This window comes from Pseudomonas sp. BF-B-15 (assembly GCF_019946675.1).
Classification (GTDB): domain Bacteria; phylum Pseudomonadota; class Gammaproteobacteria; order Pseudomonadales; family Pseudomonadaceae; genus Aquipseudomonas; species Aquipseudomonas migulae.
Genome location: NZ_JAGYFZ010000001.1, coordinates 22007 through 35555, shown reverse-complemented (window position 1 = coordinate 35555; position 13549 = coordinate 22007). Strand labels below are relative to the sequence as shown.

General features: G+C 61.1%; 11 protein-coding genes. 10 read left to right on the top strand and 1 reads right to left on the bottom strand.

The window, feature by feature from the left end; translation table 11 throughout:
• Positions 1 to 31: 31 nt before the first annotated feature.
• The 10 genes from KGA97_RS00155 to KGA97_RS00110 all read left to right on the top strand — a co-directional run bounded on the left by KGA97_RS00155 (position 32) and on the right by KGA97_RS00110 (position 12314).
• Entirely contained in the window at positions 32 to 1276 is a 1245-nt protein-coding gene (locus KGA97_RS00155) for an MFS transporter (protein ID WP_223434224.1), read from the top strand.
• A gap of 77 nt (positions 1277 to 1353) precedes the next feature.
• Positions 1354 to 1869 carry a sigma-70 family RNA polymerase sigma factor gene (locus tag KGA97_RS00150; protein WP_008026436.1) on the top strand — a complete coding sequence of 172 codons (516 nt, stop codon included), beginning with the start codon at positions 1354 to 1356 and terminating at the stop codon, positions 1867 to 1869.
• Complete coding sequence (locus KGA97_RS00145; protein ID WP_223479994.1) at positions 1870 to 2847, top strand: FecR domain-containing protein; 978 nt, start codon at positions 1870 to 1872, stop codon at positions 2845 to 2847. It abuts the gene before it with no gap.
• Between the two features lie 102 nt (positions 2848 to 2949).
• Positions 2950 to 5379 (top strand): TonB-dependent receptor, encoded by a 2430-nt coding sequence (locus tag KGA97_RS00140; RefSeq protein ID WP_207284301.1) that lies wholly within the window; start codon positions 2950 to 2952, stop codon positions 5377 to 5379.
• A 65-nt stretch (positions 5380 to 5444) separates the two neighbouring features.
• Complete coding sequence (locus KGA97_RS00135) at positions 5445 to 6632, top strand: ABC transporter substrate-binding protein (protein WP_223479993.1); 1188 nt, start codon at positions 5445 to 5447, stop codon at positions 6630 to 6632.
• Positions 6629 to 7690: a FecCD family ABC transporter permease gene (locus tag KGA97_RS00130; protein WP_008038421.1), complete on the top strand. Its 1062-nt coding sequence runs from the start codon at positions 6629 to 6631 to the stop codon at positions 7688 to 7690. The genes KGA97_RS00135 and KGA97_RS00130 overlap by 4 nt, the downstream gene beginning before the upstream one ends.
• The gene (locus KGA97_RS00125) at positions 7684 to 8439 is read left to right on the top strand and encodes an ABC transporter ATP-binding protein (RefSeq protein WP_008038420.1); all 756 of its coding nucleotides are present in this window, start codon (positions 7684 to 7686) and stop codon (positions 8437 to 8439) included. Before KGA97_RS00130 ends, KGA97_RS00125 begins: the two co-directional genes overlap by 7 nt.
• A 192-nt stretch (positions 8440 to 8631) precedes the next feature.
• Entirely contained in the window at positions 8632 to 9645 is a 1014-nt protein-coding gene (locus KGA97_RS00120) for an iron ABC transporter substrate-binding protein (protein WP_008026448.1), read from the top strand.
• A 3-nt stretch (positions 9646 to 9648) separates the two neighbouring features.
• The gene (locus KGA97_RS00115; RefSeq protein WP_223480067.1) at positions 9649 to 11247 is read left to right on the top strand and encodes an ABC transporter permease; all 1599 of its coding nucleotides are present in this window, start codon (positions 9649 to 9651) and stop codon (positions 11245 to 11247) included.
• The gene (locus KGA97_RS00110; RefSeq protein WP_223479992.1) at positions 11244 to 12314 is read left to right on the top strand and encodes an ABC transporter ATP-binding protein; all 1071 of its coding nucleotides are present in this window, start codon (positions 11244 to 11246) and stop codon (positions 12312 to 12314) included. The genes KGA97_RS00115 and KGA97_RS00110 overlap by 4 nt, the downstream gene beginning before the upstream one ends.
• On the opposite strand, the gene xerC is transcribed toward KGA97_RS00110, so the two are convergent.
• Positions 12311 to 13201, bottom strand: coding sequence for a tyrosine recombinase XerC (gene xerC / locus KGA97_RS00105; RefSeq protein ID WP_008038408.1), 891 nt, complete (start codon positions 13199 to 13201; stop codon positions 12311 to 12313). The genes KGA97_RS00110 and xerC overlap by 4 nt on opposite strands.
• Positions 13202 to 13549 lie beyond the last annotated feature (348 nt).

The window sequence follows — 13549 nt, the reverse complement described above, 5'->3', positions numbered from 1 at the left end:
TAGGATGCCGGCCAACCACCGAGGCTGACCGATGTTCCATTCAGGCACTTTTCAGGGTTCCAGCGTCAGAATCCTGATTTATCTTCTGTTCACGATCCAGCTCATCTCCATGGGTGCGATGGAAATGAGCGGCCCGTTCTGGCCGGTCTACCTGCGCGGACTGACTACGTCGGAATCGCTGTTCAGTTTCGCCAGCATCGCCGTGTACGTCGGCCCGATGCTGGGCATCATGCTGACCAGTGCCTTCTGGGGCCGAATCGGCGACCGTTATGGTCACAAGTTGATGATGATTCGTGCCTTGGCCGGTTTGTCGTTGACTCAGTTGGGGTTGGCACTGTGCAGTGATATCTGGGTGATTCTGCTGCTGCGCTTCCTGCAAGGCGCCTTTGCCGGGTATATCGCGCCAGCCCAGGCTTACGGGGTCAGTATCGAGGCGCCCTCACGGCGGGCCCGCCTGTTTGCGATCCTGCAAATCTCCACCAACGTCGGCTCGTTGCTCGGGGCAGTGGTCGGCGGTCTGATTCTCGATTACGCGACTTTTTTCTGGATCAATCTCATCGCTTCGGCGCTCTGCGCGGTGTGCACCGTGGTGGCGGCCGTGACGTTGCCGGATGTGCCGCCCGTGAAAAAAACGCCGGTGGTGGATGCGGCGCCGCAGCCGACTCGAGCCCGCGGCGTGTGGCAGGGTTCACCCCTGATGTCGCTGCTGGGCGTAATGGGCATTCTGCTGTTGGCGCGGATGCTGCCGCAGACATCATTTTCGTTGTACGTCAGCTCGGTGTTTGAGGTCGGCAATTCGGTCACGGGCCTGTGTTACGGCTTGCTGGCACTGGGCTTCATCCTTTCGGCGACACGCTGGGCGCGCTACTTCGAACACCGGACGCAACAGCAAACCCTGCAGCGAATGTCCTGGGTTGTCATCGGCTGCATCGGCCTGACCGGCGTCGCCGGCCTTACCCGAAACCCGGCCGTGTTTGTCATGGCCTACTTCCTGTGGGGCGTGCTGCTCGGCGCCACGACGCCGGTGCTGATGGCGCTGATTTCCAAGACGGTCGACAGTTCACAACAGGGTTACGTACTGGGTGTGGCTCAGAGCACGGCGCAACTGGCCTCCATCGCAGGTATTTCCCTGGGCGGTTTGCTCAGCCAGGTCTACGGCCTGCAATACACCTATCTGATCGTTTGCCTCGCCTACGCAATGGCCTTGGTGCTCATTGTCGCCTTGCGTTATCGATCAGTACTGTTGCAACCGGACGAAGCGCCACGCTGCGACTGATCAGCCTCCCCCTTGCGCCGCAGGGGTGCAGTCACTTAGGATTGGGAATACTTCTCAATCGCTAAAAATTATCATCCATGAGCGATACCCTGCCCGCGACTCATCACAATCATCTGCGCGCGATCGAGGCCCTCTATACCGGCCATCACGGCTGGTTGTACGCCACGCTGCGCAAAAAACTGGGCAACGCCATGGATGCGGCGGACCTGGCGCAAGACACCTTCACACGCATACTGGCTTCCAGGGTCGCGGTCATTGAACAACCCCGGGCCTACCTGAGCTGTGTGGCCAAGGGCATTCTGGTCAATTGGTATCAGCGCAAGGCGCTTGAACGCGCCTATCTGGATGCCCTCGCGCTGTTGCCTGCCCCTGAAGCGCCCTCGCCCGAATTGCGTTTCATCGTGCTGGAAACCCTGCACGAAATCGACGCGATGCTCGACGCCCTGCCGCCGCTGGTCAAACGCGCATTCCTGCTGTCGCAGATCAGCGGGCTGAAATACGACGACATCGCCACGCAACTGGACGTGTCGCTGATCACCGTGAAGCGCTACATGAAACAGGCCTTCGTTCAATGCCTGATGCTGGTGGAATGAATGTCGATCTACGCCACGCCCACTCAGATTGATCCACAAGTACTCGATGAAGCGGCCGAGTGGCTGATGCGCATCAGCGAAGGCGACCTTGACGATACCGAGCGCGCCGAGTGGGAATGCTGGCGCGTCAGCAGCCCTGAACGCAGCCGCGCCTGGGGCCGGGCCCAACTGCTGCAAAGCAAGCTGGGCGGCCTGCCCCCGTCATTGGCGATGTCGGCGCTGGATCGCCCGAGCAATCCCGAACGCCGCGTGGCCCTCGGCAAACTGGCGATGATACTGGCCGTGTTGCCCGCCGGTTGGGGCAGTTGGAAGCTGGTTGAATCCCAGCAATGGTCGGCCGACTACCGGACCGCCGTGGGCCAGCAACGCGAGTTGACGCTGGCCGATGGCTCGCGCATTACACTCAACACCGATTCGGCGATCGATGTGCTGTTCGACGCCCGTCAACGGCTGATCAATTTGCGTGAAGGTGAAATCCTGGTGCAGACCGCACCGGATGTAGCCCCCCAGTCCCGACCGTTTCTGGTGACCACCCGTCAGGGGCGAATGCAGGCATTGGGCACGCGGTTTACGGTGCGCGAACTGCAAACCCGCACTCAGCTCGCGGTACTGGACGGCGCTGTCAGGGTTGAACTGCCCGGTGGCAACGGCGTAACGCCCTTGATCGTCAATGCCGGGCAACGCACCGACTTTTCATCGCAGGCTTTCGGCCTGTTGAACCCGGTGGACCGCTCCGTCAGCGCCTGGACTCAAGGCATGCTGATGGCCGACAACATGCGTCTGGCCGACTTCATCGCGGAACTGGCGCGTTATCGCAAAGGCTTCGTGCGTTGTGATCCGGCGATTGCCGATCTGCGCATTTCTGGCGCGTTCCCCATCAGCGATACCCAACGCACCTTGAACATGCTGGTGCAAACCTACCCGGTGCTCGCAACCGGCCACTTGAGCGGTTATTGGGTGACGCTCTCCCCCGCCTGAACCTCGCGCAAAAAAAAATGGCTGAGCGGGTGATACTTTTTTTGATCTCGACTGGCAAGGAAAGGAAGAACTTCTCAACCTCGTCGAAAGGGTCATCACTCCATGTTCGTTGCACGCCCTCTGCGTTCGGATCGCTCACTCAAGCTGGCTATCCGCAGCGCGTTGCTAAGCCTTGCCCTGACCGGCGTCGCCTGCCCCGTTGCCCTTGCCGCGCCAGCGTCACTGGATGCCACTGCGACCCGCGCCTATAGCATTGCCCCCGGCCCGCTGGGGGCAACCTTGTCGAAGTTCGCGGTGGACGCCGGCATTGCGCTGTCATTCCAGCCATCAATGACCGAGGGCCTGATGAGTCCGGGGCTTTCCGGCACTTACTCGACCCAGGAAGCGATCACCCGACTGTTGTCCGGCAGCGGCCTGCAAATAGTGCCGCGCACTGATGGCAGCTACACCCTGGCGCCGATCCCGGCCAACAGCGAGGGGGATCTGACCCTTGCCGAAACCACGATCAACGGCACCGACGGTCGCAAGGGCAGCTTGCCGCCAGCCTACCCGGGCGGTCAGGTCGCCCGTGGCGGGCGTCTCGGCATGCTGGGCAACAAGGACGTGATGGACGCGCCGTTCAGCGTCAGCAACTACACCTCGACATTAATGAAAGATCAGCAGGCCGTGACAGTGGCCGATGTGCTGGAGCGCGACTCCTCGGTACGCTCCACTGGCCAGACCGGCGGCATTGTCGATTCCTTCTTCATTCGCGGTTTCCCGGTGGGCGAAGGCAACCTCGGGGAACTGGCGTTCGACGGGGTGTACGGCGTTGCGCCCAACTACCGGGTCTTCACCGAATACGCCGAGCGTATCGAAGTGATCAAGGGCCCCGGCGCCCTGCTGTACGGCATGTCGCCGAACAGTGGTGTCGGTGGCGTGATCAACGTAGTCCCCAAGCGTTCTCTCGATGAGGACCTGACCCGTTTCACCGCCAGCTACGCCATGGATTCGCAGATCGGCGGCCACGTCGATGTCAGCCGGCGCTTCGGCGAAGAACGCCGCTTCGGTGTGCGCGTCAACGGCAGCACCCAGCAAGGTGACACGGCCATCGACGATCAATCCCGGGACGTCGACATCGGCGCCATCTCCCTGGATTATCAGGGTGATCGCCTGCGAACCACCCTGGACCTGATCAGCCAGAAAGAACAATTCGACGCCGCGTCCCGTCCGTTCCTCATCGCCTCGGGCGTGGAGATTCCCTCCGCCGCCAACGGCCGCACCAACGTGAGCCAGGACTGGGGGTGGGCCGAAACCCGCGATAAATCGGCCCTGCTCGGTGCCGAGTACGACCTCAACGACGCCTTGACCGTGTTCGCCCACGCCGGTGGCGGCCGGTCGGACGTGAAGCGGATGTCTGATCAGACCCCGACCATTCTCAACAACGCGGGTGACACCTCTTCAATCCCGGGCTACTACAAGTTCGAAGTCGAGCGCTACACCGTCGACGCCGGTGCCCGCCTGCGCTTCGACACCGGTCCGATCAGCCACAGCACCACGTTGCAGGTCACCCGTTATCGCGACGAACTGAAACGCGGCATCATTTCCGGCCCGGCCGTGCTGTCGAACATGTACCACCCGATCGACCGTCCGAAACCGTCCATTGCCGAACCGGATGCCCTCAAAGTCTCCGAGACAGAACTGTCGGGCGTGGCGTTGGCCGACACCCTTTCGGTACTGGATGAGCGCTTGCAGGTCACTGTCGGCCTGCGCAAGCAGAACATCGAATCCGATAACTTCAATGCGGCCGGCGCCGTCACCACGTCGTACGACGAAAGCGAAACCACGCCGCTGTTCGGGGTGGTGGTCAAGCCCTGGGACCACGTGTCGTTCTACTACAACTACATCGAAGGCCTGAGCAAGGGCGACATTGCCCCGGCCACTGCGTCGAACTCCGGCGAGATCTTCGCGCCATACATTTCCCGCCAGCAGGAAGTCGGGGTCAAGGTCGACTACGGCACCTTCACCTCCACGCTCAGCCTGTTCCAGATCAAGAAACCCAGCGGCGAGCTGGCCTCCGGTGTGTTCTCGGTACAAGGTGAACAGCGCAACCGGGGCGTGGAGTTGAACGTGTTTGGCGAGATCGCCCAAGGCACTCGCCTGCTCGGTGGCGTCACCGTCCTCGACGCTGAACTGACCAAGACCGGAACCGTTGCCAATCGCGGCAACAAACCGGTGGGCGTGCCCGAGGTCCAGGCCAACTTGTGGGCCGAGTGGGATACGCCGTGGATCGAAGGTTTGACGCTGACCAGCGGCGCGATCTACACCGGCAGCCAATACGTTAACCAGGCCAACACCCAGGAACTCGACCCATGGACCCGCTTCGATGTTGGCGCACGTTACGCCACGCGCATCGCGGAGCGTCCGACCACGTTCCGGGCCACGGTGCAGAACGTTTTCGACCGTGAGTACTGGTCCGGTGTCGCGTCCTATGGCGCCTTCTCACAAGGTTCGCCGCGCACCCTGCAACTGTCGGCCACCGTCGACTTCTGAAACGTTCAGCCCCGGGCAACGGCCTGAGCCGTTGCCCGGTCTGGCTACCTGTAAAGGTTTCAACCATGGCATCTGTTCATCCTCGCCGCCACGCCTTCGCGGCCCTGCTATTGGCGGGACTGCTGGGCGTGGTGTGGTTTTCCCTGGCGCCGCGCACCGCGCTCGCGGCGAATCCGGATCCCGCCGCCGTCACGGTCACTGACCTGCTGGGCCGCAAGGTCAAGGTTCACCTCCCGGTCAGACGGGTGATTCTCGGCGAGGGGCGGCAGTTGTACCTGGTCGCCGCGCTGGATACGCAAAACCCCATCGAGCGCATCGTCGGTTGGCGCAAGGATTTGATTCAGTCCGACCCGGACACTTACGGCGCCTACCTGCGCAAGTTCCCCGACATCGCCAGGATTCCCACCTTCGGCGGCTTTGAGGACGGCACCTTCGACATCGAGCAAGCGATCTCGCAACAACCGGACGTCATCGTCCTGAACATCGAAGCGCAACACGCCACCGAAGATGCGCGTTACATCGAGAAGCTCGACGCGCTGGGGATCCCGGTGGTCTACGTCGATTTTCGCAACAACCCGATGCAAAACACCGAGCCGACCATGCGCCTGTTCGGCCAGTTGTTTGGCAAGGAAGAGCGCGCCGAGGCGTTTATCGATTTTCGCAAACAACAGATCCGTCGTGTCACCGACGTCATTGAGGCCAAACACCCCGCGCGGCCCACGGTGTTCATCGAGCGAATCGGTGGGTACACCGACGATTGTTGCCTGAGTTTCGGCAACGAGAATTTCGGCCTGTTTGTCGACATGGCCGGTGGCAACAACATCGCCAAGAACATCATTGTGAACACCTTTGGCCAGTTGAACCCCGAACAGGTGATCGTCGCCAACCCGGACCAAGTGGTCGTCACCAGCGCCAACTGGCAAGCCTTTGCGCCCGGCGGTCGCTGGGTGGGCGTCGGACCGGGGGCGGACCTGGCACAAGCGCGACACAAACTGGCCTGGTACACCCAACGCCCGGCCTACGCAGGTATCAAGGCGCAGAACGATCAAGCGTTTCATGCCATCTGGCATCAGTTCTACAACAGCCCCTACCAGTTTGTGGCCATCCAGCAATTGGCCAAGTGGTTTCATCCGGCGCTGTTTGCCGATCTGGATCCCGACGCCGCGTTTCGCGAACTCCACGAACGCTTCCTGCCCGTGCCCTACCAGGCGGGCTACTTCGTCAGCCTTGATAAAACCGGGGGCAAGCCATGAGTTCGCTAGGTGAAATGCCTATTGCGCAGAGCGTGACGTACCGTCAACGGGTCCTGCGAAAACGGCTGATCCTGGTGGCGCTGGCGGTGTTGCTGGTGTTCAGCGTGTTGCTCGATCTGGCGCTGGGTCCGGCCAGTTACAGCCTGAAGGAGGTGCTTGGCGCCCTGTTTTCACCGGACACGGCGTCGGCGCAAGTGCGGGTGGTGATGTGGGACATCCGCTTGCCGGTCGCGCTGATGGCGGTTGCGGTCGGCGCGGCGCTGTCGCTGGCCGGTGCGCAGATGCAGACGATCCTCAACAACCCGCTGGCCAGTCCGTTCACCCTGGGCCTTTCTGCCGCCGCCAGTTTTGGCGCGGCAATGGGACTGGCTTTCGGGGTGGCGCTGTTCCCGCTGGCGGCGCAGTACATGGTGCCGCTGAACGCGTTCATCATGGCCATGCTTTGCGCGCTGCTGATCCACTTTCTGAGCATGCGTCGCGGCGTAACCGCCGAAACCATCGTGCTGCTCGGCATTGCCCTGGTGTTTACGTTTAACGCGTTGTTGGCACTGGTGCAGTTTTTTGCCACCGAGCAAGCGGTGGCGGCCGTGGTGTTCTGGACCATGGGCAGCCTGACCAAAGCCACCTGGCCAAAACTCGGGGTGATTTGCGCGGTGATCCTCATCACCCTGCCGATCTTCGCCAAGCGGGCCTGGGCCCTGACGGCCCTGCGCTTAGGCGATGACAAAGCCGCGAGTTTCGGGATCAACGTGCGCAGCCTGCGCTTCCAGACGCTGATCATGGTCAGCCTGCTCGCCTCGTTTCCGGTGGCCTTCGTCGGCACCATCGGTTTTATCGGGCTGGTCGGCCCGCACATCGCCCGGATGCTGATTGGTGAAGATCAACGGTTCTTTTTGCCGGCGTCATTGCTGACCGGAGCGCTGATTCTGTCCGCCAGTTCGGTGGTCAGCAAAACCCTGATCCCTGGCGCGATTTTCCCCATTGGCGTGGTCACTTCGCTGATCGGCGTGCCGTTCTTCATCTCTTTGATCCTTGGCGGGAAGAAAAACACATGGTGAAGCTCCAGCTTGAAAACCTTGGCGCCCGCTATGGCCAGCGCGAGATCATTAGCGGCGTGACTACGGCAACGTTTATCGGTGGCCAGGTGGTCGCGGTGGTCGGGCCCAATGCAGCGGGTAAATCCACCCTGTTCAAACGCATGGCCGGGCTGATCGACGGCCCGGGACAGGTCAACTTGCAGGGCTCGAAAAAGGGGCCGCAGGGCATCAGCTACATGCCTCAGGGCTTGAACGCCAGTGCCCGGTTGACCGTCTATGAGTCCGTGCTGCTGGCCCGCAAACAACTGACGCCGGGGTGGGTCGTTCACGACGACGAGCTGAAACTGGTGGACCAGATTCTCGACGCGCTTGGCATCACCGAACTATCCTTTCGCAACCTCGGCGAACTCAGTGGCGGGCAGCAGCAATTGGTATCGATCGCACAAACGCTGGTGCGCGAACCGGAAATCCTGCTGATGGACGAACCGACCAGCGCGCTGGACATGCATCGGCAGGTTCAAGTGCTGAACTTCATGCGCGCACTGGCACGCAAACGCGAAGTCATTGTATTTATTGCCATCCATGACCTGAATCAAGCGCTACGCTTTGCCGATCAGGTATTGGTGATTGCCAATGGAACGTCCCGGGGGAGCGGGCCCAGCGCTGAAGTGATCACCGAACAGATGCTGCGCGAGGTCTACGAGGTCGAAGCCAGAATCGAGATTTGCAGCCGTGGCCAGCGCCATATCCTGATCGACGACATCGTTTGAATCAGATCGACCGCGCAAGGGGCTGAGTCACTGCTAATCTGAATGAAAATGACATGTATTAACGGTTTATTTAACGTTTTTTTCTCATTGTACCCACTACATTCCAGCGATCCGAAACATGCAAATGATTCGCATTGGTTGAACCGCGAATTCCTGCGCATGACGCCCAAAAAAACAGGAGCTGCCCGAAGCATGAATCGCCATATCCCCTCTTTCCTGAAAAAAGCCCTGCTGGCCACTGCCCTGCTGAGCGCCGGCCACGTCTACGCCGCCGATGCCGACGGTATCGTGGTCTACAACGCCCAGCACGAAAGCCTGACCAAAGCCTGGGTCGAAGGTTTTACCAAGGAAACCGGGATCAAGGTCACGATACGCAATGGCGACGACACGGAAATGGGCAATCAGATCGTGCAGGAAGGCGCGGCCTCCCCGGCTGACGTGTTCCTGACCGAAAACTCCCCGGCCATGGTGCTGGTGGACAACGCCGGGCTGTTTGCGCCAGTGGCGCCGACCACCCTGGAGCAAGTCGACGCAGCCTACCGTCCGGCCCATGGCAAATGGGTCGGGATCGCTGCACGCTCCACGGTGTTTGTCTATAACCCGGGCAAACTGCCCGAAGCCGAATTGCCGAAGTCGCTGATGGACCTCGCCGACGCCAAGTGGAAAGGCCGTTGGGCGGCCTCGCCGGCCGGTGCCGACTTCCAGGCGATTGTCGCCGCCGTGCTGGAGCTCAAGGGCGAAGCCGCCACGCTTGAGTGGCTGAAGGGCATGAAAAACAACTTTACCGCGTACCGGGGCAACAGCTCGGTGCTCAAAGCGGTCAACGCCGGACAAATTGACAGCGGCGTGATTTATCACTATTACCGCTTCGGTGATCAGGCCAAGACCGGCGAGAACAGCAAGAACACCGCCCTGCACTACTTCAAGCACAAAGACCCGGGCGCGTTTGTGAGTATTTCCGGTGGCGGTGTCCTGGCGTCCAGCCAACACAAGGATCAAGCACAGGCGTTCCTGAAATGGGTCACCGGCAAAGACGGCCAGGCGATCCTCAAGACCGGTAACTCCTATGAATACGCTGTAGGCAAGAACGCTGAATCCAACCCCAAACTGGTGCCGCTGCAGCAGCTCGACGCGCCGAAAGTCGACGCCTCGAAACTCGACAGTAAAAAAGCCGTGGAGCTGATGACTCAGGCCGGACTGCTCTAATTGATACCTGAAACATTACCGGCGGGCGTCGCTGAGGCGATTCCCGCAACTTTACGCCGCCGCTCCCGCGGATTGTTCGTGGGTCGCGGCGGTGCGTGGGTGATCGGTTTGTCGGTGCTGGTTTCTCTGCTCGCGCTGCTGCCCATCGCCTTTGTCATCGGCGTGTCCGTACAAACTGGCTGGTCGACCTTGCTGGCACTGGTGTTCCGGCCACGGGTTGGCGAGCTGTTGATCAATACGGTGTTGCTGGTGTTGATCACGATCCCCTTGTGCATCGCGCTGGGCGTGACACTGGCCTGGCTGACCGAGCGCAGCGATCTGCCGGGGCGACGCTGGTGGTCGTTGCTGGCGACCGCGCCGCTGGCGGTCCCGGCATTCGTCCACAGCTATGCCTGGGTCAGCCTGGTGCCGCCGATTCACGGGCTGTTTGCCGGGGTTCTGGTGTCGGTCATCGCCTACTTCCCCTTCCTCTACTTGCCGATCGCGGCGACCTTGCGTCGGCTCGATCCAGCCATTGAAGATGTCGCGCAATCGATGGGGCTCAAGCCCTGGGCCGTGTTTTTTCGCGTCGTGCTGCCGCAGTTGCGCCTGGCCATTTGCGGCGGCGCCTTGCTGGTCGGGCTGCACCTGCTGGCCGAATATGGCCTGTACGCGATGATCCGCTTCGACACCTTCACCACGGCGATATTCGATCAGTTCAAGTCCACCTTCAACGGACCTGCCGCGAACATGCTGGCCAGTGTTCTCGCGCTGTGCTGCCTGGCGATGCTCACCGTTGAATCGACGGCGCGTGGTAATGCGCGTTATGCCCGCGTGGGTTCTGGAAGCGCCCGGGAGCAGCAGCTCGTGCGCCTGAAAAAGGTGCCCACCGTGCTCGCGCTGACCTTGCAAATCGTGACCTGCGCCCTCGCGCTCGGGGTGCCGTTGATCACCTTAGGCAAGTGGCTGATCGCCGGTGGTGTGCACGTCTGGCAGATGGACGACTTGATGCCGGCACTGCAACAGACGCTGCTGCTGGGGATTGCGGGTGCGGCCCTCACCACCTGCGCGGCGATCCCGATTGCCTGGCTGTCGATTCGCTCGCCGGGGCGGCTGCAACGGGTCCTCGAAAGCTGCAACTACATCACCAGCTCATTGCCGGGCATTGTGGTCGCCCTGGCCTTGGTGACCGTCACGGTACATTTCGCCCGGCCGATTTATCAGACCACGATCACCGTGCTGCTGGCGTATCTGCTGATGTTTTTACCCCGTGCGCTGGTCAGCTTGCGGGCCGGCATCGCCCAGGCGCCGGTGGAGCTGGAGAACATCGCGCGCAGTCTCGGTCGCTCGCCCGGCCGCGCACTGTGGCTGATAACCCTGCGCCTCGCCGCGCCCGGTGCAGCCGCGGGTGCCGCGCTGGTGTTTCTGGCGATCACCAATGAATTGACCGCCACCTTGCTGCTCGCGCCGAACGGCACGCGCACGCTGGCGACCGGGTTCTGGGCGTTGACCAGCGAGATCGACTACGCCGCTGCTGCGCCATATGCCTTGCTGATGATCCTGCTGTCACTTCCGTTGACCGGGCTCCTCTATCACCAATCCAAAAAAACGGCTGGCCGATGAACGCTCTTGAACTGCATTCGATCTGCAAATCCTATGGCTCGCAACGCGCCCTGGAAAACATCAGCCTGTCGGTGCCAACGGGCAGCCGCACGGTGATCGTCGGGCCTTCCGGTTCGGGCAAAACCACCTTGTTGCGCATGATCGCCGGTTTCGAGTTTCCGGACTGGGGCCGCCTGACGCTCAACGGCCAGACGTTGGTGGACGACACTCACGAAGTCCCGGCGCACCAACGCCAGATAGGTTATGTCCCGCAGGACGGCGCCTTGTTCCCGCACATGACCGTGGCCGCCAACATCGGTTTCGGCTTGTCGATCAAGGGTGCGCAAAAACAGGAGCGTATCGCTGAACTGATGGACAGCGTGGCACTGGATTCCAGCATGGCCAATCGTTGGCCCCACGAGCTTTCCGGCGGCCAGCAACAACGTGTGGCTCTGGCGCGGGCACTGGCGCAACAGCCACGCCTGATGTTGCTTGATGAGCCGTTTTCCGCGCTCGACACCGGCTTGCGAGCGGCCATGCGCAAACTGGTCGCGCGGTTGCTGGCAGACGCCGGGGTCACCACCATCCTGGTGACCCATGACCAGAGTGAGGCGCTGTCGTTTGCCGATCAACTGGCGGTCATGCGCGATGGCCAACTGGTGCAGTCAGGTCATCCACTGGACCTCTACCGCTACCCCGGTGACGAACAAACCGCGCTGTTCCTCGGCGATGCGGTGGTCATGCCCGCCAGGATCGAGGCTGGCTGGGCGCATTGTGATCTGGGGCGGATCCCGGTCAACAACCATCGCAACAACCGTTGCGCGCAGATCATGCTGCGGCCCGAGCAGCTGCAAGTGGTCGGCATCGTGCCGAGCGCGGTGGAGGCCACTGGGTGCCGCGCGGTGGTGACCGAGCGGGATTTTAGCGGCAATACCTGCACCTTGACCGTGGAACTGGAGTCGCTGCCATCCGCCGAGCAGCCCGGTCGCACACTCATGGTTCGTAGTTCGGGCCTCTACGCGCCACCCACCGGCAGTGCGGTGCACGTCTCGACCATCGGTCACGCCCACGTGTTGAGCGAAGCTTAAAGGTCGAAACGATCCACGGCCCGTCGCCGCTCGTTGTCATCCCGCACGTCGTAGTTGGCGGTTGTCTGGATATTGCTGTGATGGGCGAGTTTCTGCGCGATCGACAGGTCGTGTTCCTCGATCACCCGGGTAATGAACGAGCGGCGAAAATCGTGGGGCATGATCTTCACCCCGACCTGCGCACCGCGCTGGCGGGCGATGTAATAGATCGCGTGCTTGGTGATGCGCTCACGGGTGATGTGGCTGCCACGGCGAATGCGATTGAACAGGAATGGATCATCCACTTCGCCTTCCTTGAGCTGCGAGCGGCGCAGCTCCAGCCAGGCATCCAGTTTGGCGAATGCCCAGGCCGGTGCGTATTTGATCAGTTGCTTGTTGCCTTTGGCAGTCACCCGCAGGCTACGCTCGGTGAAGTCCACCTGATCGAGGTCCAGGTTCACCGATTCCGATTTACGCATGCCCGAGCCATACAGAATCCCGATGATCGCCGCGTCTCGCAAGCCCTGTGGCCGAGGGTCCGCGGCACAGACCGCCATCATTTCCTGAATCAGCGAGCGTCGCAGGTTGCGCCCCTGGGACAGCCGCGTACCGGCAATCCCCTTGACCGAGCGCATTTTCAGCAAGTGTTCCTGGCTGATCAGGCTCATGCGCCACGCTTCGTTCATCACCCCGCGCACAGCGTTGACGTACAGCGACGACGTATTCGGCGCGTAGCCATCCTCACGCAGTGCCGCGACCAGCGCGATCACATCCTCGGGCTGAAGCTCGTGCCAGGGAATTTCCTCGACGTTCATGTCTTCGAAGCCCAGACGGTCGGCGGCATCCTGCAACACATAACGCATGGTCAGTTGGCTGGACGGCGCCAGTCGCGCCAGATACACGGTCATCGGGCTCTTTGCAGCAGTTGAATCAGCAACAGGTAAGTCAATCAAAACAAAACGGCCTTGAGTGGAAACAGATCAATAAAACAACTAAGGATTGAAACATCCTTCATATAAAGCGGAACACTTCTGTAGGACCTTTCTACTAAAAACGCGATGAACGGCAGTAGTCTGAACACGGGCTTAATAGCTGTCAGAAAAACGATTCGCCGACCGGTTTTTCATGTTCCTTTCACAAAAACGCGCCTAACCTCTTATGAATACGGTGAGCCGCAAGGGGCTCCCAACCTGCCGGTCCATGCAGGAAAAGTCAATGAAAGCGGATTGTCAGCATGATGAGTCAACTCATTGATG